Consider the following 23,122-nt stretch of genomic DNA (forward strand, 5'->3'; position numbering starts at 1 on the left):
CCGGTAGTGTGAATAGCACGAGGGGGCCGCAGTGAAAAGGCCCAAGCGACTGTTTAACAAAAACACAGGTCTGTGCGAAGCCGTAAGGCGAAGTATACGGGCTGACGCCTGCCCGGTGCTGGAAGGTTAAGGGGAGTGGTTAGGAGCAATCCGAAGCTATGAACCGAAGCCCCAGTAAACGGCGGCCGTAACTATAACGGTCCTAAGGTAGCGAAATTCCTTGTCAGGTAAATTCTGACCCGCACGAATGGCGTAACGATTTGGGCGCTGTCTCAACGAGAGATCCGGTGAAATTTTAATACCTGTGAAGATGCAGGTTACCCGCGACAAGACGGAAAGACCCCATGGAGCTTTACTGCAGCTTGATATTGGATTTGGGTACGATCTGTACAGGATAGGTGGGAGCCTAAGAAACAGGAGCGCAAGCTTCTGTGGAGGCGCCGTTGGGATACCACCCTGATCGTATCTAGGTTCTAACCTAGTACCGTGAACCGGTGCGGGGACAGTGTCTGGTGGGCAGTTTGACTGGGGCGGTCGCCTCCTAAAGAGTAACGGAGGCGCCCCAAGGTTCCCTCAGAATGGTTGGAAATCATTCGAAGAGTGCAAAGGCATAAGGGAGCTTGACTGCGAGACCTACAAGTCGAGCAGGGACGAAAGTCGGGCTTAGTGATCCGGTGGTACCGCATGGAAGGGCCATCGCTCAACGGATAAAAGCTACCCTGGGGATAACAGGCTTATCTCCCCCAAGAGTCCACATCGACGGGGAGGTTTGGCACCTCGATGTCGGCTCATCGCATCCTGGGGCTGAAGTAGGTCCCAAGGGTTGGGCTGTTCGCCCATTAAAGCGGTACGCGAGCTGGGTTCAGAACGTCGTGAGACAGTTCGGTCCCTATCTGTCGTGGGCGTAGGAAATTTGAGAGGAGCTGTCCTTAGTACGAGAGGACCGGGATGGACGTACCGCTGGTGCACCAGTTGTTCCGCCAGGAGCATGGCTGGGTAGCTACGTACGGAAGGGATAAGCGCTGAAAGCATCTAAGCGTGAAGCCCCCCTCAAGATGAGATTTCCCAATTAGTAAGACCCCTTGAAGACGACGAGGTAGATAGGTTGGAGGTGGAAGTGCAGCAATGCATGGAGCTGACCAATACTAATCGGTCGAGGGCTTATCCTAAATATTCGCAAATGATGTTTCGTATCTAGTTTTCAGGGAGTCAATCTCTGTAACTTACAATAAGGTTATGATGGAGAGATACCCAAGTGGCTATAAGGGGACCCTCTGCTAAGGGGTTAGACTGCGAAAGCGGTGCGAGGGTTCGAATCCCTCTCTCTCCGCCATTAATATAACCTGAATGTATCCTGTGTTGATATGGCGGTGTAGCTCAGCTGGCTAGAGCGTACGGTTCATACCCGTGAGGTCGGGGGTTCGATCCCCTCCGCCGCTACCATACATACCTGGAGGCTTAGCTCAGCTGGGAGAGCATCTGCCTTACAAGCAGAGGGTCGGGGGTTCGAACCCCTCAGCCTCCACCATTGATTTTTAGAATTGAATACGCCGGTGTAGCTCAACTGGTAGAGCAACTGACTTGTAATCAGTAGGTTGGGGGTTCAAGTCCTCTCGCCGGCACCAGTTATTTTAAATGCGGAACTGTGGTGTAGAGGCCTAACATGCCTGCCTGTCACGCAGGAGACCGCGGGTTCGAATCCCGTCAGTTCCGCCATTTATTATACTCAATGGTTGGATTCATGTGCGAAGTTAAATCGCTTCACACTGTTTTTTTTGTAAAAACTTAATATGGCTCGGTAGCTCAGTCGGTAGAGCAGAGGACTGAAAATCCTCGTGTCGGCGGTTCGATTCCGTCCCGAGCCACCTTTAATCCTGGAGGATTAGCGAAGTGGCCAAACGCATCAGACTGTAAATCTGCTCCCGTACGGGTTCGGTGGTTCGAATCCATCATCCTCCACCAGTTTTAAGAGCCATTAGCTCAGTTGGTAGAGCACCTGACTTTTAATCAGGGTGTCGAAGGTTCGAGTCCTTCATGGCTCATCACAGAAGTCGTCAACATTGTTGACGGCTTTTTTGTTGCATTTCAGTTGTCTGCGGTAGATATGTTAATATAATAAGAAAATGACAAAGTGGTGGAGTCATCAATGGCGGAGATGGAGCAAATACTTCTGAACTTGAAGAACGCGTTAGGAATTCCTATGGCGCTCAAATTGTTGGATGAGAAAGAGACCAGAATGATGATGGAATCTTTGAAGCAGTCCAGCCTTCAAGAACAGGCATCAGACAGAAAGTCTCATAGCGTATCGCGAATGAAGAATCGTAATAAAGAACTGATTGATGCAGGAGCTGTTTATTATACAGGTCAGGGTGAAGTATGGTTTACAATCCCTGCTCACAATGAATTGCCTGTAGTGATTACAGCACCGGCTGCAATGGTGACGGAGTCCGAAGTGAAGCTGATTGGACTGCTGTTGTCCAGTATAGCGGATAGTGCCTCCTCTGTTAAAGGTCCACGGAACGATGTCAAAGCAGAAGAAGAGCGGAATGCCCAATTGATGGGCGTATGGCTGAATACACGTGTAGATGCGGGGGAATATCAAGTTGGACTGCCAGAGGAATTTTCCGAAAAAGTGGCTATGTCCGAGGAAATGATTCCTTTTCTGCTTGCTAATGAAAGTGAGCATCCGGCAAACACCACCTTTAAATCGCTGCAAAGGCTGCTTCGCAGCTATTTTGGCGGTGAGATTGTATTGGTTCCGTTGAAGGAGAAGGAGTGGCTTGTCCTTGCTGATCCTCAGTTGCTGGATGGACTGACGGATGAGAAGGATGATGCCACAGGCGAAGGAGATCAGGACTTGCTTTCTCTTTTTTGCATGGGATTGTATGAACTGGTTTCGAACGAATGGGTGGGGGACTTTCATATTGCCGCCATTCCGGCTGTGAAAGTGCAGCAAGATCTTCCGGATGGTCTAAGGCAGCTGCGTGAAACGATGATTATCGGACGGACCTTTCAGGTCAAGGAGCATATTCATTTATCGACGGGTCTTCATTTGGAGCGCCTGTTGTTCAGTATTCCGGAACCGCAGCGAAGTCGGTTTTTAGAGGAGTATGCCAGCCATCATACGGATGTGTTTGAAGATACGGAAACTTTGTCTACACTGGAAAGCTTTTTTGATTTAGACTGTAATGTGAGTGAAACGGCCAAGCGCCTTTATATTCACCGGAATACGCTTTTGTACCGTCTGGATAAGATTAAGCAGGAGACGGGCCTGGATGTCCGGAGCTTCGGTGATGCGGTTTTGGTGAAAATTACGCTCCTATTGTATAAAGTAACGAAAAGGAAATAAGTTTTTTGTGCAGATTGTGTATAGCCAGTAAGATGCCTATGGGGTAATATATAGACTATAAAATGTATTCGATTTCATAACACTTAATATGAGGGGGCAACAAGCATGGCAGGCGTACGTTTAGAGCACATTTACAAGAAATATGCAGGATCCGATAAGGCAACAGTAATCGATGTTAACCTCGATATTAAAGATAAAGAGTTTCTGGTTTTGGTAGGACCTTCCGGTTGCGGTAAATCCACAACTTTGCGGATGATCGCTGGACTCGAAGAAATTTCCGAAGGTAAACTCTACATTGGTGACCGTGTAGTTAACGATGTAGCTCCTAAAGACCGTGACATCGCGATGGTATTCCAATCCTACGCCTTGTATCCGCACATGAATGTGTATCAGAACATGGCCTTTGGCTTGAAGCTTCGTAAAGTTAAGAAAGATGAGATCGACAAGCGTGTACGTGAAGCAGCAAAAATTTTGGATATTGAGCATTTGCTGGAGCGTAAGCCAAAAGCTCTCTCCGGTGGTCAGCGTCAGCGTGTTGCCTTGGGCCGTGCGATTGTCCGTGATCCGCAAGTCTTCTTGATGGATGAGCCGCTTTCCAACTTGGACGCTAAATTGCGTGGTCAGATGCGTGCTGAAATTACAAAGCTGGTTAAACGTCTCGAAACCACTTGTATCTATGTAACGCATGACCAGACGGAAGCTATGACGATGGGTGATCGTATCGTAGTTATGCAGGATGGTATTATTCAGCAGGCTGATTCTCCGGAGCAGTTGTACAACAGTCCAAGTAACTTGTTTGTTGCCGGCTTTATTGGTTCCCCGACAATGAACTTTATCAACGGTAAATTGTCCGAGCAAAACGGCGAAGTGTACTTCACAGCTCAAGGGTTGAACGTACAAGTACCAGGTGGTAAAGCACAGCTTCTGAAGAACAAATCCATGATCGGGAAAGAAGTGATTATGGGACTTCGTCCAGAAGATATTCATGAAGAGCCAGTGTTCTTGGAAGCTTCTCCAAACACAATCTTCAGCGCAAAAGTTGACGTTACTGAGAACTTGGGTCACGAAATGCTCTTGTACCTGAGTGGCTTGGGTACTGAAACGGTTATCGGCCGTGTGGACGGACGTTCCACGACTCGTGAAAGTGATAACGTTAAATTGGCAATCGACATGAACAAAGTTCATATCTTTGATAAAGAGTCCGAACTGAACGTTTTGTTGGGAGACTAATTCTCCGACAGTCGGCTTTCCACGAAAAACCGCCCTGTGGGGCGGTTTTTTTAGATATAAGGTAAGATTTAGAGATAATCGCAGAAGATTACCGGACACATATTTAGAGTTTTATGAGATAGTAGGGAGCACCCAGCAAGATTGCAATTAGTGCTAATTTCCTTTAAGATATCAGGAAGTAAGGCTTACATAACTGTTAGTCTAGTGGGCAGATGAATATTCAATCTGTGTGTTATTTGCGGGTTTTTCTTAATTACAAACGATAACATTTGTGAGCGGGCCACCTGTCTGGGCCGCGTTATGATTTTCAACATACGGACGAAAAGGGGTAAGACCATGGCCAAAAAAGTGAAAGTGTCTGAGCTGGTTCAGCAGTTCCAGCTGGAGGTCATCTCAGGTGAAGAAGGCTTGAAACGTCAAATTACAACGGACGATCTCAACCGTCCAGGCTTGGAAATGGCGGGTTATTTTGAATATCATCCACGGGATCGAGTTCAGCTGCTGGGTCGGACCGAATTAGCTTTTTTTGCAATGCTGAAGCCTGAGGAGCGCAGAGAGCGTATGCGCAGTCTTTGCACGGATGAGACACCTTGCATTGTGGTTACACGTTCATTGGAAGTTCCTGAAGAGTTGGTGGAAGTTAGCAATGAAAAAGGTCTGTCTGTGCTGCGAAGCAGTATGGCGACAACAATTTTGACAAGCCGGATCACCGGCTTTTTGGAGCGCAAACTTGCTCCAACGACAACCATCCACGGGGTACTGTGTGATGTCTATGGTGTGGGTATGCTCATTACCGGAACAAGTGGTATTGGTAAGAGTGAAACTGCGCTGGAGCTTGTGAAACGGGGTCACCGTCTGATTGCAGATGATGCGGTAGAAATCCGTCAAACGTCGGACTTTCAGCTGCATGGTACAGCACCGGAATTAATCCGTCACTTGCTGGAGATCCGCGGGGTTGGCATCATTAACGTAATGACACTGTTTGGTGCGGGTGCGGTCCGGAATAACAAACGGATTACGCTCGTTGTACGTCTTGAAGCCTGGCAGCAGGACAAACAGTATGACCGTCTGGGATTGGATGAAGAGACAACGCGCATTATTGATACGGACGTGCCGCTGGTTACGATTCCGGTTCGCCCAGGACGAAACCTGGCCGTTATCATCGAGGTAGCCGGGATGAACTACCGGTTGAAACAAATGGGGCTGAATGCAGCACTGCAGTTTACGAACAAACTAACGGCAACTATTGCCGATGATATGGATGATTTGGACTAGGGGGGAATTCAATGTCAACATTGCTGATCGATCCGATTGCTTTTTCCATTGGATCGCTGCGCGTCCACTGGTATGGAATCATTTTGGGTTTGGGCGCATTGGCAGGACTGCTACTTGTTATCCGTGAAGGGAAACGCTTTGGCATTCCTCAGGAGTTCTTCATGGATCTGTTGCTTTTGGGCGTGCCTTCAGCCATTATTGGAGCAAGAATTTATTATGTTGCCTTCAAATGGGAAGATTATAAAGATAACTTTCTCGATGTATTCAAAATATGGAACGGCGGTATAGCCATTTACGGCGCCCTGATCGGCGCTATCATATGTGCAATTATTTACGTTCGTTATAAAGGATATAAATTTTGGCGGATTGCCGACATGTGTGCACCCGCGCTGCTTTTGGGTCAGATGATTGGACGTTGGGGTAACTTTGTCAATCAGGAAGCCTACGGCGGTCCTGTAGAAGCGTCTTTTCTTCGGGATAAACTTCATCTACCAGACTTTATCGTGAATCAAATGAATGTGGAAGGTGTGTTTCATCATCCGACCTTCCTATATGAATCAATGTGGAATTTCGTAGGGATTCTTCTGTTACTCGTACTTCGCAGACAGAAGTTCCTGCGTATGGGTGAGCTGTTTATTGGATATTTCATCTGGTACTCCATTGGACGATTCTTTATCGAGGCAGTTCGTACGGATAGTTTGGCATTTCAAGGACCATCGGGCCTGGAATCCTTCATCAACGCTCTGTGGAGTCCGATGACCTGGATGGGCTTCGAGCAGGGTTACTTGGATCCGGCGTACGGAAACATCCGTATCTCACAACTGCTGCCAGTAATTATAGTTGTTGCCGGAATCATACTGATTATTGTTCGGCGGGTAACCGGGAGAGCGAATGAACGTTATCTGGACCCGATCGTCTGCACCAAACCAGGAGTAGCTCCAACACCGGAAGCAGCTCTGAACCGTAAACAACAGCAAGTCAGCAAACCGAAGCCAGCACAAACACCATCGCCTAATCCGTCGTCTGTTCATGACAAGAGCGTACTGGATTCGGCCGATAAAGCAGGACCGGATGACTCCCCTCAGGATGAGAACCAACGCTCCAAGAGAGAGGCGGAGGACAAAAAGGAGTAGGACAGCATGATAGAAACTGTACTGTTTGATCTGGATGGAACCATTATAGATACGAATGAATTAATTATATCCTCGTTTATGCATGTATTTGAAAAGGGGCCAAAAGGGCCTCTGACGAGGGAAGGCATTATCCCGCATATGGGTACGACATTGGAATATCAGCTTCAAGCCTTTTCCGGACTTGACGATGTGAGCCAGCTGGTCCCTCTTTACCGTACATACAATCAGCAGCATCATGATGAGATGGTTCGTCCGTTCCCTCATGTGAATGAGGTGGTGGAATGGCTGCATGGTCAAGGAATATCCATGGGTATTGTTACAACAAAAATTCGTCCATCGACACTAATGACATTGGAAAAGTTCAATCTGGAAAAGTATATGTCCGTCGTGGTCACAGTTAACGATGTGGAGAACCCGAAACCGCATCCGGAACCCGTACTGACGGCCGTGAAGAGTCTTGGCTGCAATCCAGAGACTACCTTGATGGTAGGCGACAGTTCTGTAGACATCCAGTCCGCGAAGGCTGCTGGAGTACAAGCTGCCGGAGTAGCTTGGTCACTGAAAGGTGAGCAGCTGCTAAGGGATTACGGCGCGGATTATATTTTAAAAGACATGCGGGACATATTTACAATCATAGGACAGAAACAGGAATAGGAGCCAAGGTGTAATGGCTAGAAAGGTAACCCGCCACCCTGTGGAGGGGCATAACGCGTTGTGGCATATATACCGCACAGTGAGTCCGTTCAAGGGAGTCAAAAACTTTATTTTCGTTCAATTGGCCCGCTACTGTCCTGTGCTCCCGATGAAAAATTGGATCTACCGGAACGTGCTCGGGATGAAAGTTGGCAAGCATACAGCTTTTGGATTAATGGTCATGGTGGATGTATTTTTCCCGGAAAAGATAACGGTTGGCGAAAACTCTGTAATTGGTTATAACACCACAATCCTCGCTCATGAATACCTCATTCGGGAATACCGGCTTGGTGAAGTTATTATTGGTAAAAATGTATTGATTGGTGCCAATACGACGATTTTGCCTGGGGTTACGATTGGTGACGGTGCTGTGGTTGCGGCTGGTGCGGTAGTTCATAAAGATGTGGCTCCGGGCGCTTTTGTGGGCGGTAATCCGCTGCGAGAACTCCGCCGGACAACACCGGAAGAGGAGTCAATTTGAGCCAAAGTGCTGCCTTAGGTTCCAAAATAGCTGTTTTTGTTGTAAAATGAATAAGGTAAACAACACGAGAACAATAAATGAATGGTCCCCCGGGTAAACAGCCTTGTGGGGCTTTTTCCTTGACATAAAGTCTGAGTTTCATCTATCTCTAGTATTACTGGAAATAGCAAACAGCCGCCCCTACACGCTCTGTTGTCGTTAAGCCAAGCTGAGCGTTTTTTATTTTGCCGCTTCGGGTGTCTGTTTCTACTCTATTTTTAAAGGAGAATTAAAACATGGAAGCTACTCAAATCAAGAAAGAACGGTTGCCGCAGCTGGACATATATCGGGCGCTGGCCATTCTCGGCGTACTGCATGTGCATGCGACCTCATTTGCGACCGTGGATGCGATCGACTCTCGCTTCTACTATATTATTAACTTTCTGAATATATTTTTTAAGTACGGGACGCCATCGTTTATCTTTCTAAGCAGTTTTGTCCTGTTCTACAATTATTATGACCGTCCATTGACCAAGAGTCTGATCACCAATTTCTATAAAAGACGGCTGCTGTACATTCTGCTCCCTTATCTGCTTATTTCGATAGGTTATTTCTTCGTCAGACTGTATCAAAATGGTCTTCTGAACAGCTCGCTGGATCTCGGTGCGCAGCTTCCGGTGTTTTTTGAACGACTGGCCAAGGGTCAGAACTACACGCACTTATACTTTGTGTTTATCAGTCTGCAGTTCTACATTCTGTTCCCGTTATTCCTGAAGCTGTTTAAATCGTCGAAATTTCTTGTGCGCTGGGCGGTGCCGATCGGTTTCCTGCTCCAGTGGGGCTTTATCGTATGGAATAAGTATGAGCTGCATTACTCAACGAAAGGCAGTCTTGCGATTTCCTATTTGGCTTACTACATGTTGGGTGCTTATCTGGCGATCAATTACGATAAGTATAAAGTATGGTTAACCTCGGCATGGAAGAAACAGACCTCTCGTCAAAAACGTGCTACGATTGCTCTTTGGGGCGGATGGCTGTTGATGGCGTTGACACATGTGCAGCTTTGGTACAACACGCGACTGCTTGGAGCAAAGTACGACTCGTTATGGTATGAATTTCTATGGAACATGCATACGGTCTTCTCAGCAATAGTTCTGATGCAGGCTGCCAACTGGCTGTATCAAAGCGGTTGGAAAAAGATCATTGCTGTCTTGACGCGGATTGGCGAACTTTCCTTTGCCATTTATCTGGTACATCCGTTGTGGCTTGCGTTCTATCGTCTATATGACTTCAATTTGAATCCGGTGACCGATGATTACCTGATGTGGATCTATGGTGGTATGGTGTCAGCACTTATTGTGAGTGCACTGGTCGTTCAGTTCATTTTGAGACGCATTCCAGGTTCATGGGTTCTACTTGGTAGTGTGCCGCGTTCCCTGAAGCCGAAGGCCCCTTCGAAACCAGAGCGTCAGAAGAAGCAGGAGTCTGTGGCAGGGGAAAGCAAGAAATCGGTTGATTTGTAAGGATCGCAAACTTGATGTCCCTTGTGTATTGCAATCAAAACTTTATATAATTTCAGGCTATCAGCCAGCTTGAAGCCGTCCGGTAATCGGACGGCTTTTTTGCATTGTTGAATATATTCCACTTGTTAGACGAAGGTGGGTTATAATGACAGAATAAACATATTGGATTGACGATGAGGCAAGATCTATGGTAATATAGCCAATATTCTTTACTTTGGTAGTATGGTAGCACTTTAATATAATAAAGAATATCATGATTTGAGGTGTAACGTCATGTCTAAACCAAAAGGCTTTGAAAAACCGGCTGGCGTCCGGGACTATCTCCCACATGCGGTAGCAAGGCTACGCCGGATTGAGCAGCAAGTGCTTGCGTGTATGGACCGCTGGGGATATCGGCAGATCATGACGCCAACGATGGAATATTACGATACGGTTGGTGTCGCAAGTTCGACGTCTGACCAGAAGCTGTTCAAGCTGCTAAACAACCGGGGCACGACGATGGTGCTCCGTTCGGATATAACGGCACCGATTGCCAGAGTGGTGGCATCGCTGCTGAAGGAAGAGCCGCTGCCTATTCGCCTTTCGTACCACGCGAATGTGTTTCGCGCGATTGAAGAAGAGGCTGGTCGGGAGGCCGAGTTCTTTCAGACTGGCGTGGAGTTGGTTGGCGATGATTCACCTGAGGCGGACGCAGAAGTCGTAGCGCTGGCGATTGAATCGCTGCAGGCAGCAGGTGTGGAACGATTCAGAATAGCACTGGGGCATGTAGGATTTCTGAATGGTCTGTTGGAAGAGGTACTTCCTGAACGGTTAGAAGATCAGGAGAGCCTGAAGCACGATTTACTGAATCGGGACTACGTCGGCTACCGGAACACCATTTCCGGCTTGAGGCTGTCCAGCAGTCAAGCTGATAAGCTAGAGGGAATTCTCCGTCTGCGTGGTGGCAGGGAAATCTGTGAACAGGCTCTGGAGCTGAGCGGCAATCCGTTGGCCCGTACTTCTATTGAGCATCTGTACAAGGTGTGGGAAGTACTTGAGGCGTATGATGTCTCGGAGCATGTGCTGGTCGATCTGACGATGATTGGAGATTTTTCCTACTATACGGGGATGACATTTGAAGGGTACGCTGCGGAGATTGGTTCACCTGTAGCGAGCGGCGGACGTTACGACAAGCTGCTGAAGCAGTTTGGACGCAATGTTCCTGCAACAGGCTTTGCACTGAAAACAAACCGCATTTTGGATGGTGTCCGAGTGAAGGAGACATCTAAGCAGCTTCCGGTTCTGGTACAGTACACAGCCGATTATCGTAAAGAAGGCCTTGCGAGGGCTACTCTGCTACGTGGTGAAGGGAAAGTTGTTGTCACCACATTAATAACGGGTGCCAGTGAGGTTCAAGCTCCCGAGCACGGACTGCTCCATCAAGGCTATGAGGAAATCATCACGTTTTCGTAAAATAGATTTGAACGTAAGGAGGTGCGTTAGATGGCGGATATATTGAAAGTGGCTATGCCTAAAGGGCGAATCTATAAAAAGGCATCCGCGTTGTTCCGTTCAGCCGGATTACCGATTCCCATGGATATCGATGATACACGTAAGCTGGTCATCCCTTTGCCGGAAGCAGGAATGGAATTTATTCTGGCGAAGCCGGTTGATGTACCGACTTATGTGGAATATGGCGTTGCGGACATCGGTATTGTGGGCAAGGATGTGCTGATGGAAGAGAACAAGGACGTGTATGAGCTGTTGGATCTCGGAATTGCAAGATGCCGGATGTCGGTTATTGGACTTCCGGATTGGACGCCGGATATTCAGCAGCGAGTAGCAACTAAATATCCGAATGTGGCGTCGCAATACTTCCGGGAGCAAGGGCAGCAGGTTGAGGTCGTGAAGCTGAACGGCTCTATCGAGCTCGCGCCACTCATTGGTTTGGCGGACCGGATTGTGGATATGGTGGAAACCGGACAGACGCTGAAGGAGAACGGCCTTGTGGAAATGACGAGCCTATTTGAAATTACGAGCCGATTAATCGCCAACCGGGTAAGCTACCGGATGAAGAATCGTGAGATTCAGGAGCTGTGTGACCGCCTGCAACAGGTGATACTGGCTGGGGAAGCGAATAGACAGAAAATGTAAATGGACGAAACGAAAAGCATGAAGAGGAGAGGTAAGGGGGAATCTACGGTGAAAGTAGTATCGGTACGAGATTTCAAACTGCAGCGGGAGAGCGATTACGGAACGCCGGAACAGAACGAAACGGTAAAAGCAGTAGTTCAGGCGGTACGTGCGGAAGGAGATGCTGCGCTGCTTCGTTATACGGAACAATTCGATAATATGAAGCTGGAGAGTTATCAACTGCGAGTACCAGAGGCTGAGCTTAAGGCAGCTTATGACCATGTCGAGCCATCTTTTGTGACCGCGATTCGGGCAGCAGCGGATAACATCCGTGCATTCCATATGAAGCAGAAGCGCAGCTCCTGGATGGATCTTCAACCGGACGGCAGCATTCTCGGACAGATCATCAGGCCGCTGAAGCGGGTCGGTGTGTATGTTCCGGGCGGAAAAGCTGCCTACCCCTCCTCTGTGCTCATGAATGTCATTCCGGCACAGGTAGCCGGAGTACCTGAGATCGTCATGGTTACACCGCCGGCAACTCGGGGAAAAGAGGGCATTGATCCTTATATCTTGGTTGCAGCAGCGGAAGCGGGTGTGACCGAGATTTACCGTGTTGGCGGGGCTCAGGCCATTGCCGCGCTCGCTTATGGAACAGACAGTATTTCGTCAGTAGACAAAATTTGCGGTCCCGGCAATATTTATGTGGCTCTCGCTAAACGAGAAGTGTACGGAGTTGTCAACATCGACAGCATGGCAGGGCCGAGTGAAATCGTGGTGCTAGCTGATGATACAGCACAGCCGTCGTTTATAGCGGCTGACCTGCTGTCACAGGCAGAGCATGACGAGATGGCATCAGCGGTGCTGGTAACACCATCACAGTCGCTTGCAGAAGCCGTATCGGCAGAAGTGGAGCGTCAGCTTGAACTGCTACCAAGGCGTGATATAGCCCGAGCATCGGTGGACAGTTATGGCGCGATCATCGTGACCGACACCCTCAAGGAGGGCATCGAGGTAGTGAACCGCTTGGCACCGGAGCATCTTGAGATCATGACAGAAGAGCCGATGGCTCTTGTAGGCCAGATCGAGAACGCCGGGGCTATTTTCCTTGGTCCATACAGCTCGGAGCCGGTAGGTGATTATTTTGCCGGACCGAACCATATCATTCCGACGAACGGGACCGCGAGATTCGCCTCTCCGGTGGATCTGGACGACTTCATTAAGAAGTCGAGCATGATTTACTACAGCAAGGAGGCACTGCTCCGTGACGGTGAGACGATCATGGAGCTGGCCCGGCGGGAAGGACTGGAGGGTCACGCACGGGCGATCAGTGTTCGACTGGAGCAAGAGCAGAAGCAGGAGAAGATGTAGGAGTCAGAGTCATATACAAGGGGGAAAACATCGTGAGCAGCTTTGAAGCGAAAGGGCGGACATCGAGTGTCAGCCGCAAGACGAACGAGACGGACATTTCACTTAAATTTAACGTAGACGGGACCGGTGTATCTGAGCTGGAGACTGATGTTCCTTTTCTGAACCATATGCTAGATCTGTTCACAAAGCACGGACAATTCGATCTCAGTGTGAAAGCGAACGGGGACATCGAGATTGATGATCACCATACGGTGGAGGACATCGGGATCTGCCTTGGCCAGGTGCTGCGTGAAGCTCTGGGGGATAAAAAAGGCATCAAGCGTTATGCGAGTGTGTTTGTGCCGATGGATGAGGCGCTGGCGCAGGTCGTTATCGACATTAGCAACCGCCCGCATTTTGAATACCGTGCAGAGTACCCCTCCCAACAGGTTGGCTCGTTCCATACGGAGCTGGTGCATGAGTTCTTGTGGAAGCTGGCGCTGGAAGCGCGGATGACGCTACACGTCATCGTCCATTACGGACATAACACACACCATATGATTGAGGCCGTGTTCAAAGCGCTTGGCCGTGCTTTGGATGAGGCGACAAGCATTGATCCACGTGTGACGGGAGTACCGTCCACGAAGGGAGTGCTGTAGCCATGGCCATCGCGATTGTGGATTATGGCATGGGCAATTTGCACAGTGTAAGCAAGGCGGTAGAGCGGCTCGGATATGAGCCGCTTGTTACCGGGGAGCGGGAGGCCATCTTGGCGGCAGAGGGTATTATTTTGCCTGGGGTCGGCGCATTTGCCGATGCGATGGAGCATCTGCGCGAGACGGGTCTTGACGCGGTGATGAAAGAGGCAGCATTCGGGCCGAAGCCACTGCTCGGCATATGTCTCGGCATGCAGCTCCTGTTCAGCCAAAGCGAGGAGTATGGACGTCATGAAGGGCTGAATATTTTGCCTGGATCGGTGGTGCGGTTTACCGGCGATGATTACAAGGTGCCTCATATGGGCTGGAATAGCTTGCAGTTCAATAATCCGGAACATCCGCTGTTTGCGGGGCTTGAGGAAGGGCATGTGTATTTTGTGCATTCGTATCATGTCCTTCCTGAGGCGGAGTCCCATCTGCTTGCAGTAACGGATTACGGTCAACCGGTGACAGCGATTGTTGGGAACGGCTCTGTATACGGCATGCAGTTTCACCCCGAGAAAAGCGGGGAACTCGGTATGAGCCTGCTACGTAATTTTTTGGTGCTGACGGATTCAAAAGCTTAATAACTTAGGAAGCGGGGATGAACATGTCATCTTTTATCATATATCCGGCGATTGATATTTTAGGAGGCAAGTGTGTCAGACTTGTACAGGGCGATTATAACCAAGAGACGGTGTATAACGACAGTCCGCTGAATGTGGCGCGTTCTTGGGAGGAGCAGGGCGGCAAGTACATTCATCTGGTGGACCTTGATGGGGCTAAAGTGGGCCATCCTGTGAATGATGCCATTATCGGTGAGATCGCGGCAAAAGCAAATGTTCCTGTGCAGGTGGGTGGCGGACTACGTACGCTTGCTGATGTCGAGCGTCTGTTGTCCATTGGTGTAAGCCGGTTAATCATCGGTACGGCAGCGATTGAAGACCGTGCATTTACCGAGGAAGTACTGGGCAAATACGGTGATAAGGTCGCCATCGGCATTGATGCGCGTAACGGATATGTAGCGACTCGCGGCTGGCTGGAGACGTCCGAGGTACAGGCTGAAATACTTGCAAAAGAGCTGGCTTCTAAAGGTGCAGAGACGTTAATATTCACCGATATATCGCGTGATGGCATGATGCAAGGACCGAATGTGGAGGCCATTGTGTCGCTGGCCAATGCGAGCGGACGAACGGTCATTGCTTCCGGAGGCGTGACCAAGCTGGATGATCTTAAAGCACTCAGCAAGCACCGTTTGGACGGTGTTGGAGGTGCTATTGTTGGTAAGGCGCTGTATACAGGAAGCATTAATCTGAGTGAAGCGGTGAACGTTATTGGCTAGAGTCTAGCCGGGATTAGGCTGCTTTGAGGAATTGGAGACGGTTAATTTTCTAGCGGTTCGATCAAGTTCGGAGATGTTTGGTGAGATTGCGGCATAGGGAAATGTGCCGGTTATGTACAGATTAAAGCGAGTGAAGATAAAGGGAAGAGGGCGAGGATTATGCTGGCCAAGCGGATTATTCCATGTCTGGACGTGAAGGACGGACGGGTTGTAAAAGGAGTTAACTTTGTTAATCTCCGTGATGCGGGCGATCCCGTGGAGCTTGCTGCGCTGTATGACCGGGAAGGGGCCGATGAGCTGGTCTTTCTGGACATTTCAGCGTCCGTTGAGGGTCGCGCTACAATGGAAGAAGTCGTGCGAAGAACGGCAGGGGAAATTGCTATTCCATTCACCGTAGGCGGCGGCATATCGTCGGTAGACGATATGAAACGGATTTTGCGTGCAGGCGCGGACAAAATCGGCATCAACACGGCGGCTGTAAAGCAGCCTGAACTGATCTCGGCCGGTGCGCGCCGATTTGGCTCCCAATGCATTGTCGTAGCGGTAGATGCCAAATACAATGAGGCGTGGGGCGAATGGGAAGTGTATACCCACGGTGGACGAACAGCTTCCGGCATTAAGGCGCTGGAATGGGTAAAGCAGGCGGAAACTCTCGGAGCTGGAGAAATTTTGCTAACAAGCATGGACGCCGATGGCACGAAAGACGGCTTCGACTTGGCACTTACGGCTGCTGTATCCGGCGCAGTGGGAATTCCAGTAGTTGCCTCTGGTGGTGCGGGGAAAGAGGATCATTTTTACGATGTGTTCACCTCAGGTAAAGCGGATGCTGGCCTTGCGGCGACTATATTTCACTATAAGGAAATTTCCATACCGGATCTCAAACAACATTTAAGACAAAAGGGAGTGGACATCAGGTGAGTGAGGATATAAAGCAGGACTTATCGCTGGAGCAGGTTATTGAGCATATCCGATGGGATGAAGCGGGCCTTGTGCCTTCGATCGTTCAAGATTCGACAACCAAACAGGTGCTTATGATGGCCTATATGAATCGGGAATCCCTGCGCCTTACACTGGAGAGCGGAGAAACGTGGTTTTGGAGCCGTTCCCGTCAGGAGCTGTGGCATAAAGGAACAACGTCAGGCAATATCCAATCCGTTGTGTCCGTCGCTTATGACTGTGACGGGGATACACTGTTGGTACAGGTAAATCCGAAGGGACCAGCCTGTCACACCGGTGAATATACATGCTTCTATAACGAAATCACGGTAGAAGGGCAGCCTAGCGTATCGGGCCAAGAAGATACCCCTGCGTTAAGTGACCGTTTTGCAGTGCTGGCAGAGCTTGAAGAGATCATCGCCAAGCGTGAGGTAGAGCGGCCTGAGGGTGCATATACAACGTATTTGTTCGATAAGGGCGTGGATAAAATCCTCAAAAAAGTTGGTGAGGAAGCGTCTGAGACGATCATAGCCGCGAAAAATCGCGATAATGATGAACTGCGCCTGGAGGTCAGCGATCTGATCTACCATCTGCTTGTTCTGCTGCAGGAGCGCAAGCTGCCACTCGATGACATTTTGGATGAGCTGAGCCGACGCCATGAACGGCCCCGCCGCGATTAGGGGAGGCTGAAAGGAATGTACATCGACTACCACACCCATCATGCCCGCTGTGGTCATGCTGTCGGAGAGCTGGAGGAATACGTAAAGCGGGGCATAGAGATGGGCTTGCACCAGATCGGTCTATCTGATCATATGCCTCTCCTTCACGTAAAGCCCGAAGAGTATTATCCGGAGATGGCCATGCCGATGGAGGAGCTTCCCCGCTATGTAGAGGAATGCTTGTCTCTGAAAGAGCGCTACAAAGGCCAGATCGAAGTGCGCGTCGGGATTGAAGGAGATTATATCGAAGGTTATGAGAAGCAGATCGAAAAAATCATACAGGATTATCCGTGGGATTATGTCATCGGTTCGGTTCATTTTCTCGGAGAATGGGATATAACGGATTTCCGACAAACCCATGGCTGGGAAGGGAAGAACCCGCTGGAGGTGTACCGTCAGTATTATGATGCGGTGCAAAAAGCGGCAGCAACCGGTCTGTATGATATTATGGGTCATCTAGATGTGATCAAGCGATTCGGCTTCAGTCCGGACGCAGAACATACCGATGAAGTGATTGCTATGGAGAAGGCGGCTTTAGCAGCGGTTAGCCGCAGTGGAAAAGCGATGGAGCTAAACGCATCAGGCCTTTCGAAAGCATGCGAAGAGATGTTCCCGAGCCGCAGAATGCTGGAGGAAGCGATTAGACTCGGTGTTCCGTTGACACTCGGTTCAGATGCACATCAGCCGCAGAAGCTGGGTGATCATTTGGATAAAGCACGCGATCTACTGTCGGAGCTTGGGGTGGAGAAGGTTGCAACCTTCCAAAACCGGAAAAGGGAAATGGTTCTTTTGAAAGAATAGGATGAACCGATGTATAATAGAAATAAGTACTATACAGTTCGAGTGAATACGGCTGTTTTCGTTACTGTGACACCTTCTATGAAGAGTTGAAACAGATGCGAAGGCGGCCTGCTTTGGCGACAGCGCTTTCTTTTGCAAAAACACATCAATCAGGCAACAGCACAATGAACTGTACTAACCAATTTCGGTACCCGGGAGGACCAAATGTATCGTAAACTTCGGCTATTCGCCGGCTCATCCAACCCGCAGTTGGCCGCGAGCATTAGTGAGAAATTAGGCGTCGAGTTAGGAAAAATCAAAATTTCCCGTTTTCAGAGTGGTGAAATCTATGTTCATTACGAGGAAAGCATTCGCAATTGCGATGTATTTCTCGTTCAGTCATTCTCTCAACCCATCAATGAGATGTTCGTAGAGCTGCTGGTTATGATTGACGCGGCTAAACGGGCCTCTGCCCGGACAGTGAACATTATCGTTCCGTATTACGGATATGCACGGCAGGAGCGCAAGTCGGCACCAAGGGAGCCGATCTCGGCTAAAATGGTAGCGGATGTTCTGACCACAGCTGGTGCAAACCGTGTCATTACGATTGATTTGCACGCACCGGCTATCCAGGGGTTTTTCAATATTCCTGTTGATCATTTGACGGCGCTTGACCTCATTACGGATTATTTAAAGAGCAAAAATATTGAGAATCCGGTCATTGTTTCTCCGGATGCTGGCCGTGCCTCGACAGCAGAGAAGCTGGCGAGTCGTTTGGGATCGCCGTTTGCTATTATGATCAAGCAGCGTCCGGCACATAACGAGTCGGTCATTACACACGTCATTGGGGATGTGAAAGATAGGACTCCGATTATTATTGAAGACTTGATTGATACAGGTTCCACGATTGTTCATGTGGTTGAAGGCTTGAAGGAACGCGGCTCGAGGGATGCTATCGTGTGTGCTACGCACGGTGTATTTTCGGGACAGGCGCTTGATCGGCTGGACCATGCGCATATCGAGGAAATGGTCGTTACGGACTCTATTGCGATTCCTGATCATCATAAGGATTTTCTGAAGGTACTTTCCGTTGCTCCTATGCTGGCTCGAGCCACGCATATCATTACTGAGGGCGGATCGATAGCTACATTATTCAAAGATGCCGGGGTGTGAAAACCGGTGTCTTTTTTTCTGCAAATGACGGAGTAACGTGTTATACTGTTGGGGATAGAGGAGCAAGTTAAAGGAGGTGCCTTGCTTCCGTGAATGGATATCAATCCGGGTCAAATGGCCTGCATAATATTATACCTATCGAAATGAACGCCAACTTTTTCTTTGATCGAGCTGTAAAGTCGCTTGATCGTTACCAATATGACAAGGCACTGAAATATTTTCGCAAAGCTGTTGAATATGAACCGGATAATCCGGTGAACCACTGCAACATGGCGGGTATATTATCAGAGACGGGTGATTACGAAGGCTCGAACGATGTGCTGCAGCATATTTTGGATAAAGTCGATTCTTCCATGACGGAATGTTATTTCTATATGGCGAACAATTACGCTAATATGGAGCTTTTCGAAGAGGCGGAAAAGGCGCTGGTTACGTATTTGGAGGAGGACTCCAGCGGACAATTTATGGACGAGGCGGAAGAATTAATGGAACTTCTCCATTACGAGCTGAATCGTCCAGCGAAGGTGAACCGTATCAAGAGCCGGGAAGGCATGGTTGAGCATGAGCGTGCCAGGGAGCTTCTTGAAGAAGGAAAGTTCGCTCAGGCTGTGAAATTGCTGGAGGAAATTGTAGGAGATTATCCTGAGTTTCTTGCGGCTCGCAACAATTTGGCACTTGCCTATTATTACATGGGCCGGTTCGCTAAAGCGAAGCAAACCATTGAAGAGGTGTTGGAGCAGGAGCCGGGTAACTTGCATGGATTATGCAATTTGGCTATTTTCTTTCAACATGAGGGAAATAACGATCAGCGTAACCGTCTTGTGGAAATGCTGGCCGTCACCGTTCCTTTTCATCAGGAGCATGTGTTTAAACTTGCTACGACGATGGGCATTCTAGGGAAGCACGAAGCGGCTTACAGTCATTTCCGCCGGTTGTTGAAGGACGAAGAGTTCAGCAGTGATCCGAGTCTTTATCATTATACGGCGGTTGCAGCGTGCAACAGCGGTCAGTATGAATCGGCTGCGAATTATTGGCGTCATGCCAAGAAGCTGGATCCGGGGTCGGTTATTCCGGATTTTTATCTCGCTCAGCTGCATCACCGGAAGAAGACTGGAACGATGGTGATGAAGGTAAGCTATCATTATCATCTTCCCTTTGAGGAGCAGTTTAAACGCTGGGAGCATGACGGAGAAGTAATGACGGAAGAAGTGAAACATAATCCACTTATCCGCTCATCCTTCTTCTGGGCGCTGCGTCACGGTGATCCCCATATCAAGCTGCAGGTAATCCGGACACTTGAGCTCATTGCAGATGATGAAGTGCAGCATGCGCTTCAATCCTTCTTGCAGGAGCCGGGCGAGGATGCCGATCTGAAGGATGCGGCGCGTCTCGTGCTGCAGCAGCTTGAGAGTGAGAGAAGCCGTACACAGGACCGGGAAGCCGGTGTAAAAGGTAAGGAAGTATTGCCCGACTGGCATCCGACTTGGCAGGAGGTCGTGGACAAAGCTTCTCAGACGATGGACAAGCGTTCCGATCTCTTCTGGAAACGTGAGCTCGAAACGCTCTGGTCTGACTTTTTGAGCAAGTTGTATCCAGATATTCCGAATATCCGCAATACTTCGGGATGGGCGGCTGCTCTTGAATATATGACGGCAAAAATGCGTGGACGAGCATATACGTATGAAGAGGTAGCATTACGTTACGGAATATCATCATCTACCGTACGCCGATATGCCCGACAGATTGACCAGGTGTGTGGAAATAAAGATCAAAGTGATGACAATTTCCGTCCCTTCACAGAAAATATATAATAAAGTGTGTGTTCAAAAGATGATTTTTTGAACAACCTTTTATAGGGTAAGATAAGTATACTGACGACGTTAAAGGAGGCCTTCAATATGTACAAATCAATCGTAATCGGAACAGGACCTGCCGGTCTGACGGCAGCCATCTACCTGGCACGTGCCAACATGAAGCCGCTCGTGATCGAGGGAATGCAGCCAGGCGGCCAACTGACCACAACGACTGAGGTGGAGAACTTCCCCGGCTTCCCGCAGGGCATTATGGGGCCGGAGCTGATGGACAACATGCGTCAGCAGGCAGAACGTTTCGGAGCCGAGTTTAAAAGCGCTTGGGTTGAATCCGTAGATTTTTCGGAGCGTCCGTTCAAGGTGAACGTAGAGGGAATGGGAGAATTGCTGGCTGAATCTGTCATCATTTCTACTGGAGCATCGGCTAAGTACCTCGGCATTCCTGGTGAGCAGGACAACGTTGGTCGGGGTGTAAGCACATGCGCAACATGTGATGGGTTCTTTTTCCGCGGCAAAAAGATTATTGTCATCGGCGGCGGCGACTCCGCTATGGAAGAAGCGAGCTTCTTGACTCGTTTTGCTTCCAGCGTAACGCTGGTTCACCGTCGTGATGAGCTTCGCGCATCCAAGATTATGCAGGACCGCGCACGGGACAACGAAAAGGTAGAATGGGCTTTGAACCGTACTCCGCTTGAAGTGGTTACTAGTGAAACCGGAGTAAAAGGACTGAAGGTCCACAATAACGAAACAGGTACAGAAGAGTTGATTGAGGCAGAGGGCGTGTTCGTGGCGATCGGTCATACGCCGAACACCGGTTTCCTAGGCGGCCAGATTACGACCGATCCGACAGGATACATTCTCGTTAAGCCAGGTACAACTGAGACGAACATTCCAGGCGTATTCGCGTGTGGTGACGTACAGGATACCCGCTATCGCCAGGCAATTACTGCGGCTGGTTCGGGTTGTATGGCTGCTATGGACTGCGAAAAGTTCATTGAGGGCCATATGATTCATGACTGGAGCGAAACGCTTAACAAGTAACCATCGTGTATATAGACAAGGAGCCGGGCAGCCGGCTTCTTTTTTTGTGGCTGTGCATTTTGGCTGGTATGGATTCACTTTTGTATATTATGGAGCTCTCTATATTTGTTATAATCTAGGAAGATAGGTCGAAACGGAGATACGGATACGAAGGAGGTACTATTGAATGGAGAAGGCCATCAGGTTTAGAGCAGCGATTACGGCGCTTTTTGGGCTCATAGGTTTGGGCCTGGCTATCGTTACCGTATACGTATTCAGATTGGATGAGAATCATGGCAGTGTTAACGTACTTATGCTTTTGACATTGCTGTCTCTTTTTTTTACGGTCGGACATATGACAGCTTTAACTATGATGATTAAGAAAAAGCGGAGGGAAAATCTATGATTCTCTATACGCATAATAAGCTGACGATTCGATATTTGGCTGAAACGGATGCTCCCCTGCTGGCTGTGTGGCTGAGTGATCCGTTAGTCCTTACATATTACGAAGGCCGGGATCGACCGCATGATTTGGAGATGGTTAAGCAGCACTTTTTTGACGATGATGAATCTTGTACCCGCTGTATCGTCCAATATGATGGGCAGGATATCGGATATATCCAGTATTACGCCATAACGGATGAAGAGCGAACAGAATACGGATACGTTAATTTCACAGGTTCGATCTTTGGTATGGATCAATTCATTGGAGAGACGACCTTTTGGAATCAGGGAATTGGTACAGAGCTAATTACCACCATGGTCCGTTATTTGCTGTTCCATGAGGGTGCGGACAAGATCGTCATGGACCCACAGGCGTGGAATGTGCGTGCGCTGAGAGTTTATGAAAAGGTGGGTTTCGTCAGGAAGAAATATCTTCAGGGCCATGAATGGCATGAAGGGGAATATCGCGATTGTTGGATTATTGAATATGAGATGTGAGTGAGGAGAGATGTCTTGAGCATTTACATGAAGAAAAACAAACATTTGCTGATTGTGTTGGCGCCATTAATTATAGGTTGGTTGTTTAACATGCTTATTTTTTATTTGCCGTTCTCGGGAGTGCTGATCTGGACGCTGAACCTGGGCTTTGTGTTGTTCTGGTTCTGGGTAGGCAGCCAGTTTGCACAACTCTCTATGAAAAAAGTGTACAGCTATTTGTTGGGGAACATGCTATGGCTGATATCCTTTTTGCTTTACGTCTGGCAGTTCATCCTGCTGGATGAAGCCTCCCGAAGTATAGCCCTAGCGGGATTGTCGCAGTATTATATGCTGCTTACGATTATCATTGGTACCCAAATTCATATGATGTATTCCGGAGACATCAACTCGACGGAGATCGTGATCATCTCGTATATGGTGATGCTGTTGGTATTCACTATGGGATTCATATATCAATCTGTAAAAGGGAAAAAGAAGTCCTCATAGAGAATTCAGTTAGCGCGGCGGTAACTCTGCTGCAGTGTCGATTGGTTTGGTGTTAAAAGTCTGCATGAGAACAACAGAGAGCCTATGCTGCTAATA

Annotated in this window: 22 protein-coding genes, 8 tRNA genes and 1 rRNA gene (1 of these 31 cut by a window edge); all 31 read left to right on the top strand. The window is 48.8% G+C overall.

What is annotated here, in order from left to right; all coding sequences use genetic code 11:
• A 23S ribosomal RNA gene (locus tag MNQ98_RS00680) occupies positions 1–1,169 on the top strand; it begins 1,757 nt to the left of the window's first position.
• Positions 1,170–1,241: 72 nt separating this feature from the next.
• Positions 1,242–1,333 (top strand) — tRNA-Ser (locus MNQ98_RS00685).
• 33 nt (positions 1,334–1,366) lie between these two features.
• Positions 1,367–1,443, top strand: a tRNA-Met gene (locus tag MNQ98_RS00690).
• Between the two features lie 9 nt (positions 1,444–1,452).
• Positions 1,453–1,528 (top strand) — tRNA-Val (locus MNQ98_RS00695).
• 21 nt (positions 1,529–1,549) lie between these two features.
• A tRNA-Thr gene (locus tag MNQ98_RS00700) sits at positions 1,550–1,625 on the top strand.
• Positions 1,626–1,639: 14 nt separating this feature from the next.
• Positions 1,640–1,716 (top strand) — tRNA-Asp (locus MNQ98_RS00705).
• A gap of 76 nt (positions 1,717–1,792) precedes the next feature.
• Positions 1,793–1,865, top strand: a tRNA-Phe gene (locus MNQ98_RS00710).
• An 11-nt stretch (positions 1,866–1,876) separates the two neighbouring features.
• A tRNA-Tyr gene (locus MNQ98_RS00715) sits at positions 1,877–1,962 on the top strand.
• A 7-nt stretch (positions 1,963–1,969) separates the two neighbouring features.
• Positions 1,970–2,042, top strand: a tRNA-Lys gene (locus MNQ98_RS00720).
• Positions 2,043–2,146: 104 nt separating this feature from the next.
• A complete protein-coding gene (locus MNQ98_RS00725; protein WP_241931450.1) occupies positions 2,147–3,349 on the top strand; it encodes a PucR family transcriptional regulator in 1,203 nt (400 codons plus the stop codon).
• A gap of 105 nt (positions 3,350–3,454) precedes the next feature.
• A complete protein-coding gene (locus tag MNQ98_RS00730; RefSeq protein WP_241931451.1) occupies positions 3,455–4,579 on the top strand; it encodes an ABC transporter ATP-binding protein in 1,125 nt (374 codons plus the stop codon).
• Positions 4,580–4,915: 336 nt separating this feature from the next.
• The gene (gene hprK, locus MNQ98_RS00735) at positions 4,916–5,854 is read left to right on the top strand and encodes an HPr(Ser) kinase/phosphatase (RefSeq protein WP_241931452.1); all 939 of its coding nucleotides are present in this window, start codon (positions 4,916–4,918) and stop codon (positions 5,852–5,854) included.
• Positions 5,855–5,865: 11 nt separating this feature from the next.
• Complete coding sequence (gene lgt / locus MNQ98_RS00740) at positions 5,866–6,987, top strand: prolipoprotein diacylglyceryl transferase (RefSeq protein WP_241931453.1); 1,122 nt, start codon at positions 5,866–5,868, stop codon at positions 6,985–6,987.
• Positions 6,988–6,993: 6 nt separating this feature from the next.
• Positions 6,994–7,641, top strand: a complete 648-nt coding sequence (gene ppaX, locus MNQ98_RS00745) for a pyrophosphatase PpaX (protein ID WP_241931454.1) — start codon at positions 6,994–6,996, stop codon at positions 7,639–7,641.
• Positions 7,642–7,654: 13 nt separating this feature from the next.
• The gene (locus tag MNQ98_RS00750; RefSeq protein ID WP_241931455.1) at positions 7,655–8,161 is read left to right on the top strand and encodes an acyltransferase; all 507 of its coding nucleotides are present in this window, start codon (positions 7,655–7,657) and stop codon (positions 8,159–8,161) included.
• A gap of 275 nt (positions 8,162–8,436) precedes the next feature.
• Positions 8,437–9,663, top strand: a complete 1,227-nt coding sequence (locus MNQ98_RS00755) for an acyltransferase (protein WP_241931456.1) — start codon at positions 8,437–8,439, stop codon at positions 9,661–9,663.
• A 273-nt stretch (positions 9,664–9,936) separates the two neighbouring features.
• Entirely contained in the window at positions 9,937–11,115 is a 1,179-nt protein-coding gene (locus tag MNQ98_RS00760) for an ATP phosphoribosyltransferase regulatory subunit (protein ID WP_241931457.1), read from the top strand.
• A gap of 30 nt (positions 11,116–11,145) precedes the next feature.
• Positions 11,146–11,796, top strand: a complete 651-nt coding sequence (gene hisG, locus MNQ98_RS00765) for an ATP phosphoribosyltransferase (protein WP_208916584.1) — start codon at positions 11,146–11,148, stop codon at positions 11,794–11,796.
• 48 nt (positions 11,797–11,844) lie between these two features.
• Positions 11,845–13,143 (top strand): histidinol dehydrogenase, encoded by a 1,299-nt coding sequence (hisD, locus tag MNQ98_RS00770; RefSeq protein ID WP_241931458.1) that lies wholly within the window; start codon positions 11,845–11,847, stop codon positions 13,141–13,143.
• 32 nt (positions 13,144–13,175) lie between these two features.
• Positions 13,176–13,781 (top strand): imidazoleglycerol-phosphate dehydratase HisB, encoded by a 606-nt coding sequence (gene hisB, locus MNQ98_RS00775; RefSeq protein ID WP_241931459.1) that lies wholly within the window; start codon positions 13,176–13,178, stop codon positions 13,779–13,781.
• Positions 13,782–13,783: 2 nt separating this feature from the next.
• Positions 13,784–14,404, top strand: a complete 621-nt coding sequence (gene hisH, locus MNQ98_RS00780; RefSeq protein WP_241931460.1) for an imidazole glycerol phosphate synthase subunit HisH — start codon at positions 13,784–13,786, stop codon at positions 14,402–14,404.
• A gap of 23 nt (positions 14,405–14,427) precedes the next feature.
• The gene (gene hisA / locus MNQ98_RS00785) at positions 14,428–15,159 is read left to right on the top strand and encodes a 1-(5-phosphoribosyl)-5-[(5-phosphoribosylamino)methylideneamino]imidazole-4-carboxamide isomerase (protein WP_241933806.1); all 732 of its coding nucleotides are present in this window, start codon (positions 14,428–14,430) and stop codon (positions 15,157–15,159) included.
• 159 nt (positions 15,160–15,318) lie between these two features.
• Positions 15,319–16,077, top strand: a complete 759-nt coding sequence (gene hisF / locus MNQ98_RS00790; protein WP_241931461.1) for an imidazole glycerol phosphate synthase subunit HisF — start codon at positions 15,319–15,321, stop codon at positions 16,075–16,077.
• Positions 16,074–16,775, top strand: coding sequence for a bifunctional phosphoribosyl-AMP cyclohydrolase/phosphoribosyl-ATP diphosphatase HisIE (gene hisIE, locus MNQ98_RS00795; protein ID WP_241931462.1), 702 nt, complete (start codon positions 16,074–16,076; stop codon positions 16,773–16,775). Before hisF ends, hisIE begins: the two co-directional genes overlap by 4 nt.
• Positions 16,776–16,790: 15 nt before the next feature.
• Positions 16,791–17,615: a histidinol-phosphatase HisJ gene (hisJ, locus tag MNQ98_RS00800; protein ID WP_241931463.1), complete on the top strand. Its 825-nt coding sequence runs from the start codon at positions 16,791–16,793 to the stop codon at positions 17,613–17,615.
• A 204-nt stretch (positions 17,616–17,819) separates the two neighbouring features.
• Positions 17,820–18,767: a ribose-phosphate diphosphokinase gene (locus tag MNQ98_RS00805; protein WP_241931464.1), complete on the top strand. Its 948-nt coding sequence runs from the start codon at positions 17,820–17,822 to the stop codon at positions 18,765–18,767.
• Positions 18,768–18,910: 143 nt separating this feature from the next.
• Complete coding sequence (locus MNQ98_RS00810) at positions 18,911–20,578, top strand: tetratricopeptide repeat protein (RefSeq protein WP_241933807.1); 1,668 nt, start codon at positions 18,911–18,913, stop codon at positions 20,576–20,578.
• Between the two features lie 87 nt (positions 20,579–20,665).
• Positions 20,666–21,619, top strand: coding sequence for a thioredoxin-disulfide reductase (gene trxB, locus MNQ98_RS00815; protein ID WP_241931465.1), 954 nt, complete (start codon positions 20,666–20,668; stop codon positions 21,617–21,619).
• 166 nt (positions 21,620–21,785) lie between these two features.
• On the top strand, positions 21,786–22,004 hold the full coding sequence (locus tag MNQ98_RS00820; RefSeq protein WP_241931466.1) for a hypothetical protein: 219 nt from the start codon (positions 21,786–21,788) through the stop codon (positions 22,002–22,004).
• Positions 22,001–22,540, top strand: a complete 540-nt coding sequence (locus tag MNQ98_RS00825) for a GNAT family N-acetyltransferase (RefSeq protein WP_241931467.1) — start codon at positions 22,001–22,003, stop codon at positions 22,538–22,540. Before MNQ98_RS00820 ends, MNQ98_RS00825 begins: the two co-directional genes overlap by 4 nt.
• Before the next feature lie 15 nt (positions 22,541–22,555).
• The gene (locus MNQ98_RS00830; protein WP_241931468.1) at positions 22,556–23,026 is read left to right on the top strand and encodes a hypothetical protein; all 471 of its coding nucleotides are present in this window, start codon (positions 22,556–22,558) and stop codon (positions 23,024–23,026) included.
• Positions 23,027–23,122 lie beyond the last annotated feature (96 nt).

Origin of the sequence: Paenibacillus sp. N3/727 (assembly GCF_022637315.1) — a bacterium.
GTDB classification, from domain to species: domain Bacteria; phylum Bacillota; class Bacilli; order Paenibacillales; family Paenibacillaceae; genus Paenibacillus_AQ; species Paenibacillus_AQ uliginis.

Bases quoted from the DNA above. Each gene is read 5' to 3' on its own strand.
- MNQ98_RS00725 (WP_241931450.1), top strand. From the start codon at position 2,147: ATGGCGGAGATGGAGCAAATACTTCTGAACTTGAAGAACGCGTTAGGA.
- MNQ98_RS00730 (WP_241931451.1), top strand. From the start codon at position 3,455: ATGGCAGGCGTACGTTTAGAGCACATTTACAAGAAATATGCAGGATCC.
- hprK (WP_241931452.1), top strand. From the start codon at position 4,916: ATGGCCAAAAAAGTGAAAGTGTCTGAGCTGGTTCAGCAGTTCCAGCTG.
- lgt (WP_241931453.1), top strand. From the start codon at position 5,866: ATGTCAACATTGCTGATCGATCCGATTGCTTTTTCCATTGGATCGCTG.
- ppaX (WP_241931454.1), top strand. From the start codon at position 6,994: ATGATAGAAACTGTACTGTTTGATCTGGATGGAACCATTATAGATACG.
- MNQ98_RS00750 (WP_241931455.1), top strand. From the start codon at position 7,655: ATGGCTAGAAAGGTAACCCGCCACCCTGTGGAGGGGCATAACGCGTTG.
- MNQ98_RS00755 (WP_241931456.1), top strand. From the start codon at position 8,437: ATGGAAGCTACTCAAATCAAGAAAGAACGGTTGCCGCAGCTGGACATA.
- MNQ98_RS00760 (WP_241931457.1), top strand. From the start codon at position 9,937: ATGTCTAAACCAAAAGGCTTTGAAAAACCGGCTGGCGTCCGGGACTAT.
- hisG (WP_208916584.1), top strand. From the start codon at position 11,146: ATGGCGGATATATTGAAAGTGGCTATGCCTAAAGGGCGAATCTATAAA.
- hisH (WP_241931460.1), top strand. From the start codon at position 13,784: ATGGCCATCGCGATTGTGGATTATGGCATGGGCAATTTGCACAGTGTA.
- hisA (WP_241933806.1), top strand. From the start codon at position 14,428: ATGTCATCTTTTATCATATATCCGGCGATTGATATTTTAGGAGGCAAG.
- hisF (WP_241931461.1), top strand. From the start codon at position 15,319: ATGCTGGCCAAGCGGATTATTCCATGTCTGGACGTGAAGGACGGACGG.
- hisJ (WP_241931463.1), top strand. From the start codon at position 16,791: ATGTACATCGACTACCACACCCATCATGCCCGCTGTGGTCATGCTGTC.
- MNQ98_RS00805 (WP_241931464.1), top strand. From the start codon at position 17,820: ATGTATCGTAAACTTCGGCTATTCGCCGGCTCATCCAACCCGCAGTTG.
- MNQ98_RS00810 (WP_241933807.1), top strand. From the start codon at position 18,911: ATGAACGCCAACTTTTTCTTTGATCGAGCTGTAAAGTCGCTTGATCGT.
- trxB (WP_241931465.1), top strand. From the start codon at position 20,666: ATGTACAAATCAATCGTAATCGGAACAGGACCTGCCGGTCTGACGGCA.
- MNQ98_RS00820 (WP_241931466.1), top strand. From the start codon at position 21,786: ATGGAGAAGGCCATCAGGTTTAGAGCAGCGATTACGGCGCTTTTTGGG.
- MNQ98_RS00825 (WP_241931467.1), top strand. From the start codon at position 22,001: ATGATTCTCTATACGCATAATAAGCTGACGATTCGATATTTGGCTGAA.